Genomic DNA, 16,797 nt, shown 5'->3' with positions numbered 1-16,797 from the left:
CTTGTTCAGTTCGGGCGGTTTGCCGACTTCGGCGCGAAACGGGCGAGAATCTGGATCACCGACATGCAGCCCCAGGTGATGGCGAAGGCGATGACCGCAAGTGCTGCCGGCTCATAGGCGCGATTGGCGCCGATGTTCTGCAGGTAAGGACCGAAGGCCGGACGGTTGAGCAGGCTCGCCAGCGTGAACTCGCCAATGACGATGGCGAAGGTCAGGAAGGCACCCGACAGCACGGCAATCAGCACATTGGGCAGGATGACGCGGGCGATGATCGTGGTCCAGCCGGCGCCGAGAATCTGTGCCGCCTCGGTCAGCGTGCGCACGTCGATGGTGCGCAGGCCGGTGTCGACGGCGCGGTACATGTAGGGCAGCGCCAGCGTGGCATAGCCGATGACCAGTAGCGCGTCGGTACCGCGCGCCGAGCCGAGGAAGGGCAGTGGCGAGTTCGAGCCATACATCCTGATGTAGCCGAAAACGATGACGATCGCCGGAATGACCAGCGGCAAAAGCGTGATGAACTCGACGATTGGCCTCAGCTGCGGCATGCGCAGCCTGATCCAGTAGGCGGTCGGCACGACGAGAAACACGCCGAGCAGGATGGTGAAGACAGCGACCGTCACCGAATAGGCGAAGGTCTCCTGGAAACGTGCATCGCCGAGCACGACGCGGTAAGCGTCGAAGGAGTATTCGCCGCGCCGCATGCGCAGCGAGAATTCGAAGGTGGCGATCAGCGGGATGAAGAAATAGGCGGCGCCGACGATAAAGACGAGCCAGGCCCAGAAGCGACTGGTCTTCATTTCAGCCACCTCTCGCTGCGGGTGCGGAACCAGATATAGAAGATGTTGGCGAGGCCGGTGACGACGATCATACCGAAGGCCAACGCATAGCCGAGATGCGGATTGTGCAGCACATCGCCACGGATCTGGGCATAAAGCTTGATCGGCACGATGTTGAGCGACGATCCGGTGAAGGCATAGGCCGTAGCGATGGCGCCGAAGGAATTGGCAAACAGCAGGATCACCGTGCCGAGGAAGCTTGGCCACAGCACCGGGATGACCACCATGCGCCAGTACTGCCAGGTGGTGGCGCCAAGCGTGGCTGCCGCCTCGCCCCACTCGCGCTTGAGCCCGTCGATCGCCGGCGTGATGATGACGATCATCAGCGGGATCTGGAAGAACAGGTAGACGATGATCAGGCCCCACGACGTCAGCACGTTGAAGCCCATCGCGTAGATGTCGATGCCGATGCCACGCAGCAGAACGGTCACCAGGCCCAGACGGCCGAGCGTGGCGAGGAAGGCAAAGGCCAGCGGCACGCCGGCGAAATTGGAGGCGACGCCCGAAAACGTCATCGTCGACGACCTCACCCAGGCCGGCAGGCCGCCGCGCACGATGGCGATCGCCATGGCGAGGCCGATGAAGGCGCCGACGGTGGCCGACCAGAAGCTGATCTTGATCGACACCCAGTAGGCGTCGCGGATCGACTTGTCGATGAAGAGCTGGCGGATGTTGTCGAGCGTGTACTGGCCCTGGTCGTTCTGGAACGCGCCGATGACGAGATAGAGCGTCGGCAAGATCAAGAACATCATGGCGAAGATGAAGAAGGGCGCGACGCCGAGCCAATGGGTTGGCAAGCGGAAACCGCTGCGCGCGTCCGGCGGAGCGGAGTGTGTAGCGATGGCCGTGTCGGATATGCTGGCTTGGGTCATCGGGGCGCCGTCTTGAGAGAAGATGCGGGCGGCCGCGAAGCCGCCCGCGATGATCATGCTCAGTTACTGAACGTTGGCGCCGACAACGGCATCCCACTGCTTGGTGATCGCTTCCTTGCCCTTGGCCTGATCGTCAAGCGTCGGGAACACGGCCTTTTCATAGGCGGCGGCCGGCGGCAGCTTGTCGAGCATGTCCTGCGGGATCTTGCCGTTCTTGGCGAGATCGTTGAAGCGGATCGGGTGGCAGTAGCCCTTCAGCCAGCCGAGCTGACCTTCGTCGGAATAGAGATACTCCATCCACAGCTTGGCAGCGTTCGGATGCGGTGCGTAAGCGCTGATCGCCTGGACATAGACGCCCGCAACGACGCCCGTGGCGGGGACGACGACGTCGACCGGCGGGTTGCCGTTCAGCGTGTCGCGACCCGCAAGGGCGTTGTAGTCCCAGGTGATCAGGATCGGGGTCTGGCCTTGGGCAAGGGTGGCCGACTTGCCGATGACCGGCACGAAGTTGCCCTTGGCGTTCAGTTCCTTGAAGAAGGCGAGGCCCTTTTCGGCAGCCGAAGCAGCGTCGGTGGCACCCGAGCCGAGACCGGCGGCATATACGCCCTGGATCGCCTGGTTGGACGCGCGCGGATCGCCGGCGAGCGCAACCGAGTTCTTGTATTCGTCCTTGAGCAGGTCGGCCCAGTCGGCCGGCACGTTCTTGACGAGGTCCTTGTTCACTTCGAAGGACAGCACGCCGTAATAGTCGCCGTACCAGAAGCCGTCAGCATCCTTGGCGGTGTCGGGGATCGAGTCCCAGGTCGCGACCTTGTAGGGCTGGATCAGGCCGTCGGCCTTGGCCTGCGGACCATAGGAGAGACCAACGTCGATGACGTCAGGCGCCTGTGGGCCCTTGTTGTCCTTGTTCGCCTTGATCGCTTCGATCTCGTCGCTGGAGCCCGCATCGGGGTTCAGCTCGTTGACAGTGATCTCGGGGTACTTCTTCTTGAAACCTTCGATGACGGCGCCATAGCCGCACCAGTCATGCGGCAGCGCGATCGTGGTCAGCTGGCCCTCCGCCTTCGCGGCGGCTTCGAGTGCGGCCATATCCTGGGCCGACACAAAAGCCGTCGTCACCATCAGCGACGCCGCGCTTAGGGAAAGCACTTTCCCTGCAAACTTGAACATGTTGTTCTCTCCGTTGAACTGACGCCATGAGACGCCTGCGATGCGGTAATGGCTTCATGTGACAGTCACATGAAAGTTCCATGAAGCCAGCGCCCGCAGTGGAAAAAAGTTAACTACTTTTAATCGGTTGTCGCAATCGTCGCCGTTGTTTACCGGCTAATTAAATTCCGGATGCCTCCCAAGCCCCTCCCCTTTGTTTTGCCGACTATACAAGTCGGCTTTTCCTCTTGGCACTGGTCTCAAACCGTCCCTTCGATGGCGTTTTCAAGCAAGCCGAGTGCAGCCTTCTTGGTGAGCTTGATCGGGTTGCCGCCAGCGGTCGGATCGACGACCGCCATGTCGGCGATCAGCGACTTGCGCTTCTTGTCCATGTCGAGGCCCTTGATCAGGCCGGGCAGCGCATGCGGCACCTTGAGCTCCTTGCGCAGCTTGATGACCGCCTTGGCAAAACCGTCGAAGCCGCCCTTGATGCCACAATAGGCGGCCAGGCGGACGATGCGCTCCTCGATAGCGTCGCGGTTGAAGGCAAGCACGTAGGGCATGAACACGGCGTTGGTCATGCCGTGATGGGTGTCGTAGAGCGCGCCGATCGGATGCGACAGCGAGTGGATCGCGCCGAGGCCCTTCTGGAAGGCAGCAGCACCCATGGCGGCAGCACTCATCATGTGGGCGCGCGCCGTCAGGTCCTTGCCGTTGGCATAGGCCTTGGGCAGGTTTTCGAACACCAGGCGGATGCCCTCGACGGCGATGCCGTCAGCCATCGGATGGTAGCCCGGCGCGCAATAGGCTTCGAGGCAATGGGCGAATGCGTCCATGCCGGTGCCGGCAGTGATGAAGGACGGCATGCCGACCGAAAGCTCCGGATCGGCGATGACGATCGCCGGCAGAAGCTTGGGATGGAAGATGACCTTCTTGGTGTGGGTCTCTTCATTGGTGATGACACCGGCACGGCCGACTTCGGAGCCGGTGCCGGCGGTGGTCGGCACGGCGATGATTGGAGCGATGGCGTCGGAATTGGCACGGGTCCACCAGTCGCCAACATCCTCGAAATCCCACACCGGCAAGGTCTGGCCGGCCTGGAAGGCGATCAGCTTGCCAAGGTCGAGCGCCGAGCCGCCGCCGAAGGCGATGACACCGTCATGCTTGCCCTTCTTGAATACGGCGATGCCGGCCGTGAGGTTCGATTCGACCGGGTTCGGCTTGACGTCGGAGAAGACGCCGTAAGGCACCTTGGCGTCGTCGAGGATCTTCAGCGTCGAGGCGACGACCGGCAGCTTGGCAAGGCCCGGGTCGGTAACAAACAGCGGCTTCTTGATGCCGGTGGCGGCAAGCGCATCGGGCAGCTCGGAGATGCGGCCGGCGCCGAAACGAACTGTCGTCGGGTAGTTCCACTTGGAGATGAGTTTTGTCATGGGTTTGCTGGCTTTCCACGTTTGCAAAGATCCCCTCTCCGGCCCTGCGGGCCACCTCTCCCCAAAGGGGCGAGGAACCCAAGCTTGAAAAGCGCCGGCGACGCAGCAGAATTTCCTCGCCCCTTTGGGGAGAGGTGCCGAGCGCAGCGAGGCGGAGAGGGGTAGTTCATTAATCGACGACCTAGATCTTCTCGCGCAGGTGATAAGACTTCGGCCGGGTCAGGTTGTCGTAGCCGATCTGCGAGAGCGCAGCGCCCTTGCCGGTGTCCTTGACGCCGGTCCACACCAGTGCGGGATCGAGATAGTCGCAGCGGTTCATGAACACGGTGCCTGTCTCGACGCGGTCGCCGACTGAAATGGCGTGCTCGGTGTCGGCTGTCCAGATCGAGGCGGTCAGGCCGTAGGGGCTGTCGTTCATCAGTGCGATCGCCTCGTCGTCGTTGCGCACCTTCATGATGCCGACGATGGGGCCAAAACTTTCGTCGCGCATGACCGACATCTGGTGGTCGACATTGGTCAGCACCTCGGCCGGCAGGTAGGGCGAACCCGCCTTGTCCTGGTCGTCTTTGGTGTTCATGTGGGCGACCGCACCCTTGCGCAGGGCCTCGGCCTTCTGCTCGCGGATGAAGTCGGCGAAGCGCGCCTGCGCCATCGGCCCCATCGTCGTTGCCTGCTCGAGCGGATTGCCGAGCACGTAGCTTTTGGTCTCGGCGATGAAGCCCTCGACGAACTCGTCGTAGATCTTCTCATGGACATAGACGCGCTCGATGCCGCAGCAGCACTGACCCGAATTGAAGAACGCGCCCTCGACGAGATTGGCAACCGCATGGTCGAGCATGGCGTCGGGCAGCACATAAGCCGGGTCCTTGCCGCCAAGCTCGAGGCCGAGCGTCATGAAGGTGCCGGCCGCAGCCTTTTCGATGGCGCGGCCGCCAGCGACCGAGCCGGTGAAGTTGACGTGGTCGATCTTGCCCGAGGCGAGCAGCTTCTCGGTCTGGGCGTGGTTGAGCACCAGGTTCTGGAAGACGTATTTCGGCAGGCCGGCGGCCTCGAAGGCCTTGGCGAAGCGCTCGCCGACGAGCAGCGTCTGCGCGGCATGCTTGAGGATGACGGTCGAGCCGGCGATCAGTGCGGGCACGATGGTGTTGACGGCGGTGAGGTAGGGATAGTTCCACGGCGCGATGACCATCACCACGCCGAGCGGGTCCTTCTTCACGTAGCGAAGGAAGCCGTCCTTGGGATTGGAGGCGAGCACCGGCGCCAAAGCGCGTTCGGCGATCTCGACCATGTAGTTGGTACGTTCCTTGACGCCGCCGAACTCACCGCCATAGCGGGTCGGCCGGCCCATCTGCCAGGCCAGTTCGGGCACGATCTCGTCGCTCATGGCAACAAGTGCCTCGAGCATCTTGAGCATGTAATTGGCGCGATCAGCGACCGGCACCCTGGCCCAGTCGGCCTGCGCGGTGCGCGCGCGTTCGACCGCGGCATTGACCGCCTGGTCGGAAGCTACGGGCCGCTCGACAAAGATCGAGCCATCGACGGGGGATTTGAGTTTGACCGTCTCGGTCATGTTTTTGTCCTTCCAAGTTCAACACCCTCCCCTGGCCGGCAGGCCCAAGGGAAGGTCACGCAATGATGATGACTTTAGTACCGCTCGAAGCCTCTGTGCAGCTCCCAGTCGGTGATGCGGCGGTCGTATTCGAACTGCTCCCATCGCGCGGTGTGGACGTAGTGCTCGACGACCTCCTCGCCGAGCGCTTCCCGCAGCATCTTCGATGACGCCAGGGTCTCGGTGGCATCGCGCAGGGTCTTGGGAATTTCGGGCAGGCTGGCAGCCTGATAGGCGTCGCCGACAAACGGCTTCTGCAGCTCGAGCTTCTCGTCGATGCCGGCAAGGCCGGCGGCGATCAGCGCGGCGAAGGCGAGATAGGGGTTGAGGTCGGCGCCGCCGATACGGCACTCCATGCGGATGCCCTTGGTGCCCTCGCCGCAGAGACGGAAGCCGGCAGTGCGGTTGTCCTCGCTCCACATGATCTTGGTCGGCGCGAAAGTGCCCGACTGGAAGCGCTTGTAGGAATTGATGTAGGGCGCCAGGAACCAGGTGAACTCCTGGGCATATTTGAGCTGGCCGGCCGACCATTGCTGGCCGAGCTTGGACAACGTCCACTCGGCACCTTTTTCGTAGAACAGCGGCGTCTTGCCGTCGGCACTCCACAGCGAATTGTGGATGTGGCTGGAGTTGCCGGCGAGGCCGTAATTGTATTTCGACATGAAGGAGATCGCCTTGCCTTCGCTAGCTGCGATTTCCTTGGCGCCGTTCTTCAAGATGACATGGCGATCGGCCATCTCAAGCACTTCGGCATAGCGGACGTTGATCTCTTCCTGGCCTGGGCCCCACTCGCCCTTGGAGTTTTCGATCGGGATGCCGGCGGCTTCCATGTCGTTGCGAAGCCGGCGCATGACGCCTTCTTCCTTGGTGGTGATGCCGATCAGGTAGTCGCCGATATAGGGCGATGCGGTGTCGAGATTCTGCCAATGCTTGGCGCGCGCCGAATCGTAGGTTTCGGAAAACAGGTAGAATTCGAGCTCGGAGGCGAAATAGGCGAGATAGCCGCGATCCTGCAGCCGCTTGACCTGCTTGCGCAGGATGCCGCGCGGCGAATGCGCCAGATCCTCATGCGTGTGGCGATCCTTGAGGTCGCAGAGCAGCAGCGCCGTCTTTTCGAGCCAGGGCACGTTGCGGATGGTGTTGAGGTCGGGCTTCATGACGAAATCGCCATAGCCCTTCGACCAGCTTGCCGCCTTGTAGCCGGGCACCGGCTCCATATCGATGTCGTTGGCCAGCAAATAGTTGCAGCCGTGGGTCTCGTCATAGGCGGACTCAACAAAGTACTTGGCCAAAAACCGCTTGCCGATCAGACGCCCCTGCATGTCGACGGCGCAAGCGAGCACAGTATCGATCTCGCCGGCGGCCACTGCCGATTTCAGCTGATCGAATGTAAGATTTCCGGCCATTTACTGCTCCTGGGCGTTTGAAACTTGCGTATGGGCGGTCCGCCCGCACACGCGGACGGACCTGTTTTCCGAGATGGCTGCTCAGCCGTAACGATAGGGCGGGCCGGCCTTGATCATCGAATCGTTGTACTTCTTGATGATCTCAACGACCTTGGCGCTCCGCGGGCTCTGGCCAGCGACCTCATCCCAGAACTTCTTCGCCTCGTCCTCGACCTGCTTCCATTCGGCGTCGGGGATGGTGGTCAGTTCGAGCTTTCCGGTGTTGCGGTAGTTTGCCTCGCCGGCCCAGTACCAATGCAGCCGGTAGTAGTGCGAACTGTCGATCGCCATGCGCAGAAGCTGCTGCAGGTGTTCGGGGACGGCCTTCCACTTCTCGGTGTTGACGAAGTAGGAGCCGGCCCAGGCGCCTGACAGCGGGTTGGTCAAGAAGTACTTCAAGACGTCGGCCCAGCCCACCGTGTGCATTTCGGTAATGCCGCACCAGCATACGCCGTCCAGCTCGCCGGTCTGGATCGCCGGCTGGACGTCCTCGTAGGGTAGCGACACCGGCACGACGCCGAACTTGGACAGGAACTGTCCGCCGGTCGGAAAGGTGTAGACCCTGAGGCCCTTGAGGTCGGCCAGCGACTTGATCGGCTTGGTGGTGCCGAAGTTGCAGGGGTCCCATGAACCCGTGCTGAGCCAGGTGACATCCGGAATCTCGGCATAAGCCTCCTCCCAGACTTCCTTGAGTCCGTGCCAATGCCAGAGCGCCGGAACGTCGAGAGAGTAGCGCGAGGCGAGCGGGAAGTAGGCGCCGAATACCCGGACGTCAACGGGCGCAGCGGCCGAGTCGTCGTCGCTCTGGGCAAAGTCGATCGTGCCAGACTGGACAGCGCGGAAAAGTTCGCCGTGCGGAACAAGCTGGTCAGCCGTGTAGAGCTCGATCTCCATCTCGCCATTGGCGGCCTTGTTGAACCAGTCGATCGAGTTCTTGACCACGTGCTCGGCCAATGCCGGCCCGGCGTAGGTCTGCATACGCCACTTGATCGGGCTCTGCGCCTTCACATAGGGCGTGGCCAGCGCGGTGGCGCCAACAGCGCCCGCACTCGCCAGCACGGATTTCCGAAGAAACTCACGCTTGTTAAGGGTCTTCCTGTCGTCCATCTCACTTACTCCCATTGCTTGCTTCGTTCACATTTCGGGATGCCAGTTCTTTCGGTGCCGTCTCCTCCCCTTTCCGTCATGCCGGCCTCACCGGCCCGTGACCTGCGACGGCAGCCAGAGTGCAATCTGCGGAAAGACCATGATGAGTACCAGCGACAATACCATCAGCGCGACAAAGGGCACGATGGATCGGTAGATGTCGCCCAGCGTGATCTCCGGTGGCGCCATGGCCCGCATCAGGAACAGATTGTAGCCAAACGGCGGGGTGATGTAGGCGATCTGGCAGGTGATCGTGTAAAGGATGCCGAACCAGATCGGATTGAAACCCAGACTGATGACGAGCGGGATATAGAGCGGAGCGACGATCACCAGCATGGCGGTGTCGTCGAGGAACATGCCCATCACGACAAAGGACAGGAGCATCAACACCAGAATTGTCCAGGGCTCGAAATCCCAGGTATCGACCAGCACTGTTTTGACGGCCTTCACTGCGCCAAGCCCGTCATAGACCGAGCTGAAGCAAAGCGCGCCGAGGATGATCCACAGGAACATGCAGCTGATCGACAGCGTGTTGCGCGTCGATTCCTCGAAGACCTTGCGGTCGAGGTTCCCTGACAGCCAGGCTGCCACCATGGCAAGCGCCGCACCAACCGCCGAGCTTTCAACCAAGCTGGTGGTGCCGGTCAGGAACAGCCCCATCATGATGGCGAAGATGGCGATTGGCAGCAGGCCGGCACGCAGCAGCCCGAACTTTTCCGACCAGGTGATCTCTGCCCGCTCTTCCGCCGGCAGCGCAGGACCAATCTCCGGCTGGAAGTAGCAGCGGATGGCGACATAGGCGGCAAAGATGACGGCCATCAGCAGGCCGGGGCCGACGCCCGCCAACCAGAGGTCGAGAACCGGCTGGCGCGCGATCATGGCAAACAGCACCAGCACGACGCTGGGCGGTATCAGGATCCCGAGCGAGGAGCCGGCCTGCACGACGCCTGTCACCATGACTTTGTCGTAGCCATGGCGAAGCAGTTGCGGCAGCGCGATGGTCGCGCCGATTGCCATGCCGGCGACCGACAGGCCGTTCAGCGCCGCAATCAACACCATGAGACCGATCGTGCCGAGCGCCAGCCCGCCTCGCACCGGCCCGAACCAGACGTGGAAGAGCCGGTAAAGATTGCTCGCCATGCCCGATTCCGAGAGCATGTAGCCCATGAAGATGAAAAACGGCACGGTGATCAGAGGATACCAGTTGAGCACCTGAAAGGCGGCATTGAACGGCATTTCGAACGAGCCCTGGCCCCACAGCCAAAGCGCCGCGGCCGAGCCAACAAAACCAATGACGCCGAACACGCGCTGCCCGGTAAACAGCAGCACCATCATGGTTCCGAACATGAAGAGGGTAATGAACTCCGAACTCATGCGATCGGCCTTCCGCGCGCTGCCGCGACGTCCTTGAAGAAACTGGAGATGCACTGCAGCAGCAGCATGAAGACCCCGAATGTCATGATCACTTTGATCGGCCACAGCACGGGGGCCCAGGCAGAGTAGTTCTGCTGGCCGTAGACGATGGCGTAGTTCGTACTGGAGACGCCACCGCCGAGGAGCACCACAAGATAGAATATGACGAAAAGAACGGTGATCGCGTCGGTGACAGCCCGCTTGCGAGCGGCGAGCCTGCTGTAGAACAGGTCCATGCGTACGTGTCCGCCGAGCTGCATCGTATAGGCGCCGCCCAGAAGATAGTAGGCGGAAAGGATGAACTGCGACATCTCAAGCGCCCAGTTGAAGGGTACACCAAGCAGCAGCCGCGAAATCGTCGAGCCGAGCAGGATCGCGCCCATCACATAGAGCAGATACATGGCGCCACGGCCGATGCGATGGTTCATCGCATCGACGTACCGGACGAATAGAATTGCGGCATTCGGCAATGACTCGTTCTCCGTTCGGCCAGTTGTCAGGCGCTTGCCTGGTAGGGAGCGGCTTCACCCGCTTCCGGTTCGAGCTCTGCAAAGATGCCCGTGAGCAGATCCGCCCATTTCCGCTGCCCGGCCGGAGCCGAAATTTCGTCGTTGCGGATTTCGATCATCGCGCACGGCAGGCCGCGCGACCGGCCGTGGTGTTCCAGGGTGAAGTAGACGCGGTCGGCCGGCGCGTATGGCTCATTGACGCCGACTGTTATGCCGTCGAGCCCTTGCAGTGCTGCGATCAGCGGCGCGGCAAGCCGAGCGTCCTCGTCATGGATGATGCCAATGTGCCAGGGGCGCGAAACGCCCTTGTAGACAGGAGTGAAGGAATGGACAGACACCAGTCTCGTCTCCCGCTCGTCGCGGAGCCGTTCCGCAACGACCTCGTCGATCGCATCGTGGAACGGGCGCCAAGATAGCGCAATTCGCGCCTCGCGCTGAGTGGGCGAAAGTGCCGTGTTTCCAGGTATGGCGGTGGTTTCGCTGATCTCCGGGATCAGATCGTGGGCGCCGAGCGGGCGGTTGCAGTCGATGGCAAGCCGCGACACGCAGGATTCGACAAGCGTCGCATCGAGACCCTCGGCCAGGCGCTGGGCGACAGGCAAGGCGCCGGGATCCCAGGCGATGTGGCGCAGCATCTCTGACGCATCGAGACCGAGCGTGCCAAAGCCAGCAGGCAGATGGTTGGACGCGTGGTCGCACAGGATGACAAAGGGGCTGCGCCCGGCCCGGTTTGTCACCCGGACGGCATTCGACATTGCACGCGCAGCGGCTAGGCCCGATCCCATTCAGTCATCCCCGGGGCCGTATCGTATGTTACGTATTTTTGTTCATTGCGCCCCTATGGATGATTTCATACACTTTGGAAGAGTTTGTCAAATGTCATTTCAGGCCTGAACCAGACGGAGCGCTGGGCCAGGGCGGCAACAGATAAGGCAGGGATGCAGATGGTTTCGAGCGTTGCCGAACTTATCACCGAAAAGATCGACACCATGCCTGCCGGCGAGCGCCGGGCAGCGCAGACGCTGATCGCATCCTACCCGCTGATCGGCCTGAAAACAGTCGCCGAATTCTCCCAGCAGGCGGGCGTTTCCTCGCCGACCATCCTGCGTTTCGTCTCCAGGCTCGGCTTCCAGAACTATCCCGAATTCCAGTCAGCATTGCAGGACGAGCTGGCGGCACAGCTGCAGTCGCCGGCCTCGCGCACCAACACCACGCAATCGCCCCTGCCCGCTTCGACGGCCCCTATCCTGGAGGCGGTGCTCGAAAACATCCGCGAGACATTCAGGCATATTTCCGAGCGGCAGCTCGCCGACATCGTGGCCCAGCTCGCCAGCCCGAAGGCGCATGTCTATCTCGTCGGCGGCCGCTTCACCGATCCGCTGGCACGCTATATGGCAGCGCATCTCAACCTGATCCGGCCCAACGTCACCCATCTCGTCGGCCAGGAAAGCCTGTGGCGCGACAGGCTGATCGACATGGGCAAGCGCGACACGCTGCTGATCTTCGACATCCGCCGCTACCAGGACAGCCTGATCCGCTTTGCCGAAAAGGCCCACAACAGGGGCGCGACGATCGTCCTGTTCACCGACCAGTGGCTGTCGCCGATCGCGCGCTTCGCCCGCCACGTCGTTGCGGGGCGCACGGCGGTGCCTTCGGCCTGGGACTCGTCGGCGTCGCTGTTCGTCGCCGCCGAAGCGGTGATCGGCGCGCTGACGCGCCAGCTCGAAAGCGAGGGCGCAAAGCGCATTCGCGCGATCGAGGATCTGCGTTGAACCAGAGCCAATCCGGCAATTATTACGCAGATTTAATGTGCTACGCGCCAAGATTTGCCCTAATCCTCCGCTGACGAACTAGGCTATACTGGCGCGCCCGTCCGCGTCCGGTTGCCGACGAACGATCCCTTGGCAAGATGCGGCGACGGCGCAGTGCTTTGCCAGCAATGAGAAGCCACGTGTTCCCGAGCGGAACGAAAACGCAGCAGACCGGAGTACGCATGGCCGCCTGGAAGCAGATTGTCTTGGCAATTGTCATTGTACTTGCGGCAGCCGCCGGATGGGTGCTGCTGGTGCCGAGCTCGCGCACGGTTCTGGCCAGTTGGGGCATCGACTGGGCCCAGGCCAAGACCGAACAGCCACAGACGGCGCGCGGCGGCAACCGCCAGGGCGGCAATCGGGGCGGTCAGCCACAGACGCCGGTCGTCACCCAGACAGTGGCCACGGGCACGATCAACGACCGGCTCTCGGCGATCGGCACCGGCCGGGCGCTGAACTCGGTCGTCATCAACCCCTATGCCTCAGGGCGGCTTACCGAAATCTCCGTCAGCGCCGGCGAGAAGATTGAGGCTGGCACCGTCATCGCCAAGCTCGATGCGGATTCCGAAGAGATCGCGCTCGAACGCGCCCGCATCGCCCAGGGCGACGCCGAGGCGGCACTGGAACGCATCAAGGCGCTGCGCGTCACCAACACGGCAAGTGCCGTGCAGCTCAGGGAAGCCGAGCTTGCCCTCGACAATGCCCGTCTTGGCGTGCGTGACGCAGCGCTGGCGCTCGACCGCCGCACAATCACCGCACCGATCGCCGGCATCGTCGGCATCCTGCCCGTCGAAGCCGGCAACTATGTCACCAGCCAGACCACCATCGCCACCATCGACGACCGTTCGCGGATCATCGTCGACATCTGGGTGCCGGAGCGTTTCACCGGGCTGATTTCAGTCGGCGCGCCGCTGACCGCAAGCTCGGTCGCCCGCCCCGGCCGGGTGTTCGAAGGCGAAGTCAGTGCGGTCGACAACCGGCTCGACGAGCAGAGCCGCACGCTGCGCATCCAGGCCCGCCTCGACAACGACGACGATGCGCTGCGCGCCGGCATGTCGTTCCAGGTCGCGATGCAGTTTCCCGGCGACACCTATCCCTCGGTCGATCCGCTGGCGATCCAGTGGGGCGGCAATGGTGCATTCGTCTGGGCGCTCGATAATGGCAAGGCCAAGCGCGTGCCAGTGCGCATCATCCAGCGCAACACCGACAGCGTGCTGGTGCAGGCGGCACTGACAACAGGCGACAAGGTGGTGACCGAAGGCATCCACACGGTGCGCGAAGGGGCTGAACTGCTGATTGCCGGCCGCGAGCCCGCCGGCAGCGGCTCCTGAGCGGGAGCGCTGACATGAGCACCATGCAAAACGACAACGCCAAAAAAGGCATCACCGCACTTTTCGTGCGCCGGCCGGTGCTGGCCTTCGTCATCAACACGCTGATCGTCGTTGCCGGCCTCGCCGCCTTCTACGGCGTCGAGGTGCGCGAGTTGCCCGACGTCGACAGGCCTGTCATCACGGTGTCGACGAGCTACTCCGATGCCGCGGCCGAGATCGTCGACCGCGAGGTGACGGCGGTGGTCGAAGGTGCGGTGGCGCGCGTCACCGGCGTCAAGTCGATCTCGTCGAGCTCGTCCTACGGCAACAGCCGGGTGACGGTCGAATTCAACGACGGCGTCGATCTCAATGTCGCGGCATCCGACATGCGCGACGCCGTTGGCCGGGTGACCAACTCGCTGCCCGACGATGCCGATGCACCGCGCATCGTCAAGGCCGATGCCAATGCCGACGCGGTGATGCGCCTGGCCGTCACTTCCGACACCATGCCGGTCGAGGACATGACCATCCTTGTCGAGGACCAGATCGTCGACACGCTGGCCGCCGTCGACGGCGTCGCCGACGTGCAGACCTATGGCGACCGAGCCAAGGTGTTCCGCGTCGACATCGACCAGGCCAAGGTAGCGAGCCTGGGGTTGACACTAGCCGACGTCTCGAATGCGCTGGCGAGCGTCTCCTTCGACGCGCCGGCCGGCTCGCTGACCGTCGGCAACCAGGACCTGATCGTGCGCGCCAGTGCCGCGGTGACCACGCCCGAGGCCTTCGAAAGCATCATCATCAACGGCCGGACCAAGCTCGGCGATGTCGCCACCGTCACCCTCGGCGGCGACCCCGGCTCGACCTCGCTGCGCTCCGACGGTAAGACCGGCATCGGCATCGGCATCGTGCGCCAGGCCCAGTCGAGCACGCTCGACATCTCCAAGGGCGTGCGAGCTGCCGCCGAAAAGATCCAGACCACCTTGCCCGCCGGCATGACCATTCGCGTCACCTCGGATGACGCTACCTTCGTCCAGGGCGCCATCCACGAGGTCGAGATCGCGCTGATCCTGTCGGTGACCATCGTCTTGATCGTCATCTACGCCTTCCTGCAGGACTGGCGCGCGACGCTGATCCCCGGCTTTGCCATGCCGGTGGCGATGATCGGCACCATCGCCGGCATCTATCTCGCCGGCTTCTCGGTCAACATCCTGACGCTTCTGGCGCTGGTGCTGGCAACGGGCCTCGTCGTCGACGACGCCATCGTCGTGCTCGAAAACATCGTGCGCCGCCGCAACGAGGGCATGGGCCCGCGTGCGGCTGCCGTGCTCGGCACCCAGGAGGTGTTCTTCGCCGTGGTGGCGACGACCGCAACGCTTGCCGCGGTGTTCATCCCGATCTCGTTCCTGCCCGGCCAGACCGGCGGCTTGTTCCGCGAGTTCGGTTTCGTGCTGGCGATTTCGGTGCTTTTGTCGTCGATCGTGGCGCTGTCGCTGTGCCCGATGCTGGCTTCGCGCATGCTGACCGAAAAGAGCATCGAGCACAGCCATGGCGGTGTGCTTGGCAAGCTCGGCACCAAGCTCGCGGCACTCTACAAGCGTTGCCTGCATGCCTGCCTCAATGCGCCTGCTATCGTCATCCTGGTGTCGCTGCTGTTTGCCGGTGCCGCTTATCTCGCCTTCGGCAGCGTGCGCCAGGAGCTGACACCGACCGAGGACCGCTCGCTGGTGATGCTGCGCGTCTCCGCTCCGCAAGGCGTCAGCCTCGACTACACCGCTTCGCAGCTGCGCCGCATCGAGGGCCTGATCGAGCCGCTGCGCAAGTCGGGCGAGATCGAAAGCACCTTCGTCAGCGCCGGCATGGGCAACAACAAAAACAGTGGCTTCATGGTGCTGTCGCTGGCGCCGTGGAGCGAGCGCAGCCGTACCCAGCAGGAGATCGCCGCCGACATCCTGTCCCGCACCAGCCAGGTGCCGGGCGTGCGCACCACCGTCGGGCAGCCCAACAGCCTCGGCATCCGCGGTGCCGGCAACGGCCTGCAGGTCGCGCTGATCGGCAACAGCTACGCCGACCTGGGGGCAGCCGCCGCCAAGGTGCTGGCCGAGATGGAGAAGGATCCGCGCTTCCGCCAGCCGCGGCTTTCGACCGACGCCAACCAGCCGCAGCTATTCGTCACCGTCGACCGCGAGCGTGCCTCCGACCTCGGCATCGACATCACGGGGCTGTCGCCGGCACTGCAGGCGATGTTGGACGGGCGCAAGATCACCAGCGTGTTCATCGAGGACCGCAGCTACGACGTGAAGCTGGTCTCGACCACCAACCCGATCAATGATTCGACCGACCTCGAAAACATCTTCATCAGGACGACCGACGGCCGCTTCGTACCGGTGTCGACAATCGCCACGCTTTCCGAACGCGCCGTGGCGCCGTCGTTGTCGCGCGAACAGCAGCAGCGCTCGGTGGCGATCACCGCCGGCCTTGCCGACGACTTCGCCCTTGGCGATGCGCTGAAGCAAGTGGAGCAGATCGCAGCGCCCGTCATGCCGGCGGGCAGCCGCCTGATGCCGCTTGCCGAGGCAGCGACGCTGAACGAGACCAGCGGCAGCATGCTGACGATCTTCGGCTTCGCCATCGTCATCATCCTTCTGGTGCTGGCGGCACAGTTCGAAAGCTTCGTTTCGGCAGTCATCATCATGGCAACCGTGCCGCTCGGCCTTGCCTGCGCCGTCTTCGCGCTGATCCTGACCGGCACCTCGCTCAATGCCTACAGCCAGATCGGGCTGGTGCTGCTTGTCGGCGTGATGGCCAAGAACGGCATCCTGGTGGTCGAATTCGCCAACCAGCTGCGCGACCGCGGCATGGGCGTGCGCCAGGCGATCGAAGAAGCGGCAACCATCCGCCTGCGCCCGGTGATGATGACGATGATCTGTACCGTGCTCGGCGGCCTGCCTCTGGTGCTGGCGCAAGGTGCCGGCGCGGAGGCGCGCATCGCGCTCGGCTGGGTGATCGTCGGCGGCCTTGGCCTGGCAACGGTCTCGACGCTGTTCCTGACACCGGTGGCCTATCTGCTGCTCGGCCGTTTCATCACGCCCAAGGTTGCCGAGGAGAGCCGCCTCAAGCGCGAGCTCGAGGAAGCCGCCTATACCGGCGTCGAACCGGCGGAATAGCAACATCATCAACTGATACTGGCCAATCTGCGACTGATTTGCCGCCGCAAGCGATGACATGACGTGTCTGATTCTGTATCAGTCCTCGCAGTTACAGCGC

At 63.1% G+C, this 16,797-nt stretch carries 12 protein-coding genes and 1 pseudogene; 3 read left to right on the top strand and 10 right to left on the bottom strand.

What is annotated here, in order from left to right:
* Positions 1 to 5 precede the first annotated feature (5 nt).
* The 10 genes and pseudogenes from IHE39_RS23570 to IHE39_RS23525 all read right to left on the bottom strand — a co-directional run bounded on the left by IHE39_RS23570 (position 6) and on the right by IHE39_RS23525 (position 11,197).
* A complete protein-coding gene (locus IHE39_RS23570; RefSeq protein ID WP_184769578.1) occupies positions 6 to 797 on the bottom strand; it encodes an ABC transporter permease in 792 nt (263 codons plus the stop codon).
* Positions 794 to 1,708 carry an ABC transporter permease gene (locus IHE39_RS23565; RefSeq protein ID WP_434781336.1) on the bottom strand — a complete coding sequence of 305 codons (915 nt, stop codon included), beginning with the start codon at positions 1,706 to 1,708 and terminating at the stop codon, positions 794 to 796. Before IHE39_RS23565 ends, IHE39_RS23570 begins: the two co-directional genes overlap by 4 nt.
* 63 nt (positions 1,709 to 1,771) lie before the next feature.
* Positions 1,772 to 2,878: an ABC transporter substrate-binding protein gene (locus IHE39_RS23560; RefSeq protein WP_184769577.1), complete on the bottom strand. Its 1,107-nt coding sequence runs from the start codon at positions 2,876 to 2,878 to the stop codon at positions 1,772 to 1,774.
* A gap of 239 nt (positions 2,879 to 3,117) precedes the next feature.
* Positions 3,118 to 4,290, bottom strand: a complete 1,173-nt coding sequence (locus IHE39_RS23555) for an iron-containing alcohol dehydrogenase (RefSeq protein WP_192568147.1) — start codon at positions 4,288 to 4,290, stop codon at positions 3,118 to 3,120.
* A 181-nt stretch (positions 4,291 to 4,471) separates the two neighbouring features.
* Positions 4,472 to 5,875, bottom strand: a pseudogene (locus tag IHE39_RS23550) (aldehyde dehydrogenase family protein); the annotation flags it as partial.
* A 59-nt stretch (positions 5,876 to 5,934) separates the two neighbouring features.
* Positions 5,935 to 7,305 carry a glutamine synthetase family protein gene (locus tag IHE39_RS23545; RefSeq protein ID WP_192568145.1) on the bottom strand — a complete coding sequence of 457 codons (1,371 nt, stop codon included), beginning with the start codon at positions 7,303 to 7,305 and terminating at the stop codon, positions 5,935 to 5,937.
* A gap of 81 nt (positions 7,306 to 7,386) precedes the next feature.
* Positions 7,387 to 8,451 carry a TRAP transporter substrate-binding protein gene (locus tag IHE39_RS23540; protein ID WP_184769573.1) on the bottom strand — a complete coding sequence of 355 codons (1,065 nt, stop codon included), beginning with the start codon at positions 8,449 to 8,451 and terminating at the stop codon, positions 7,387 to 7,389.
* An 87-nt stretch (positions 8,452 to 8,538) separates the two neighbouring features.
* The gene (locus tag IHE39_RS23535; protein ID WP_184769572.1) at positions 8,539 to 9,864 is read right to left on the bottom strand and encodes a TRAP transporter large permease; all 1,326 of its coding nucleotides are present in this window, start codon (positions 9,862 to 9,864) and stop codon (positions 8,539 to 8,541) included.
* Positions 9,861 to 10,331 carry a TRAP transporter small permease subunit gene (locus IHE39_RS23530; protein WP_246485607.1) on the bottom strand — a complete coding sequence of 157 codons (471 nt, stop codon included), beginning with the start codon at positions 10,329 to 10,331 and terminating at the stop codon, positions 9,861 to 9,863. The genes IHE39_RS23535 and IHE39_RS23530 overlap by 4 nt, the downstream gene beginning before the upstream one ends.
* 68 nt (positions 10,332 to 10,399) lie before the next feature.
* The gene (locus IHE39_RS23525) at positions 10,400 to 11,197 is read right to left on the bottom strand and encodes an N-formylglutamate amidohydrolase (protein WP_184769571.1); all 798 of its coding nucleotides are present in this window, start codon (positions 11,195 to 11,197) and stop codon (positions 10,400 to 10,402) included.
* 159 nt (positions 11,198 to 11,356) lie between these two features.
* Between IHE39_RS23525 and IHE39_RS23520 the strand changes: the two genes are divergently transcribed.
* The 3 genes from IHE39_RS23520 to IHE39_RS23510 all read left to right on the top strand — a co-directional run bounded on the left by IHE39_RS23520 (position 11,357) and on the right by IHE39_RS23510 (position 16,697).
* Positions 11,357 to 12,184: a MurR/RpiR family transcriptional regulator gene (locus IHE39_RS23520; RefSeq protein WP_192568175.1), complete on the top strand. Its 828-nt coding sequence runs from the start codon at positions 11,357 to 11,359 to the stop codon at positions 12,182 to 12,184.
* 221 nt (positions 12,185 to 12,405) lie between these two features.
* Positions 12,406 to 13,554: an efflux RND transporter periplasmic adaptor subunit gene (locus IHE39_RS23515; RefSeq protein ID WP_192568144.1), complete on the top strand. Its 1,149-nt coding sequence runs from the start codon at positions 12,406 to 12,408 to the stop codon at positions 13,552 to 13,554.
* A gap of 14 nt (positions 13,555 to 13,568) precedes the next feature.
* A complete protein-coding gene (locus IHE39_RS23510) occupies positions 13,569 to 16,697 on the top strand; it encodes an efflux RND transporter permease subunit (protein WP_192568143.1) in 3,129 nt (1,042 codons plus the stop codon).
* Positions 16,698 to 16,797: the final 100 nt, after the last annotated feature.

Source organism: Aminobacter carboxidus, assembly GCF_014863355.1.
Taxonomy (GTDB): domain Bacteria; phylum Pseudomonadota; class Alphaproteobacteria; order Rhizobiales; family Rhizobiaceae; genus Aminobacter; species Aminobacter carboxidus.
Note: the sequence above shows the minus strand (reverse complement) of the source record. Positions and strands in the feature narration are given on the sequence as shown.

Excerpts from the sequence above, each read along its gene's own strand:
- IHE39_RS23570 (WP_184769578.1), bottom strand. The coding sequence starts at position 797 with ATGAAGACCAGTCGCTTCTGGGCCTGGCTCGTCTTTATCGTCGGCGCC.
- IHE39_RS23565 (WP_434781336.1), bottom strand. The coding sequence starts at position 1,708 with ATGACCCAAGCCAGCATATCCGACACGGCCATCGCTACACACTCCGCT.
- IHE39_RS23560 (WP_184769577.1), bottom strand. The coding sequence starts at position 2,878 with ATGTTCAAGTTTGCAGGGAAAGTGCTTTCCCTAAGCGCGGCGTCGCTG.
- IHE39_RS23555 (WP_192568147.1), bottom strand. The coding sequence starts at position 4,290 with ATGACAAAACTCATCTCCAAGTGGAACTACCCGACGACAGTTCGTTTC.
- IHE39_RS23545 (WP_192568145.1), bottom strand. The coding sequence starts at position 7,305 with ATGGCCGGAAATCTTACATTCGATCAGCTGAAATCGGCAGTGGCCGCC.
- IHE39_RS23540 (WP_184769573.1), bottom strand. The coding sequence starts at position 8,451 with ATGGACGACAGGAAGACCCTTAACAAGCGTGAGTTTCTTCGGAAATCC.
- IHE39_RS23535 (WP_184769572.1), bottom strand. The coding sequence starts at position 9,864 with ATGAGTTCGGAGTTCATTACCCTCTTCATGTTCGGAACCATGATGGTG.
- IHE39_RS23530 (WP_246485607.1), bottom strand. The coding sequence starts at position 10,331 with ATGAACCATCGCATCGGCCGTGGCGCCATGTATCTGCTCTATGTGATG.
- IHE39_RS23525 (WP_184769571.1), bottom strand. The coding sequence starts at position 11,197 with ATGGGATCGGGCCTAGCCGCTGCGCGTGCAATGTCGAATGCCGTCCGG.
- IHE39_RS23520 (WP_192568175.1), top strand. The coding sequence starts at position 11,357 with ATGGTTTCGAGCGTTGCCGAACTTATCACCGAAAAGATCGACACCATG.
- IHE39_RS23515 (WP_192568144.1), top strand. The coding sequence starts at position 12,406 with ATGGCCGCCTGGAAGCAGATTGTCTTGGCAATTGTCATTGTACTTGCG.
- IHE39_RS23510 (WP_192568143.1), top strand. The coding sequence starts at position 13,569 with ATGAGCACCATGCAAAACGACAACGCCAAAAAAGGCATCACCGCACTT.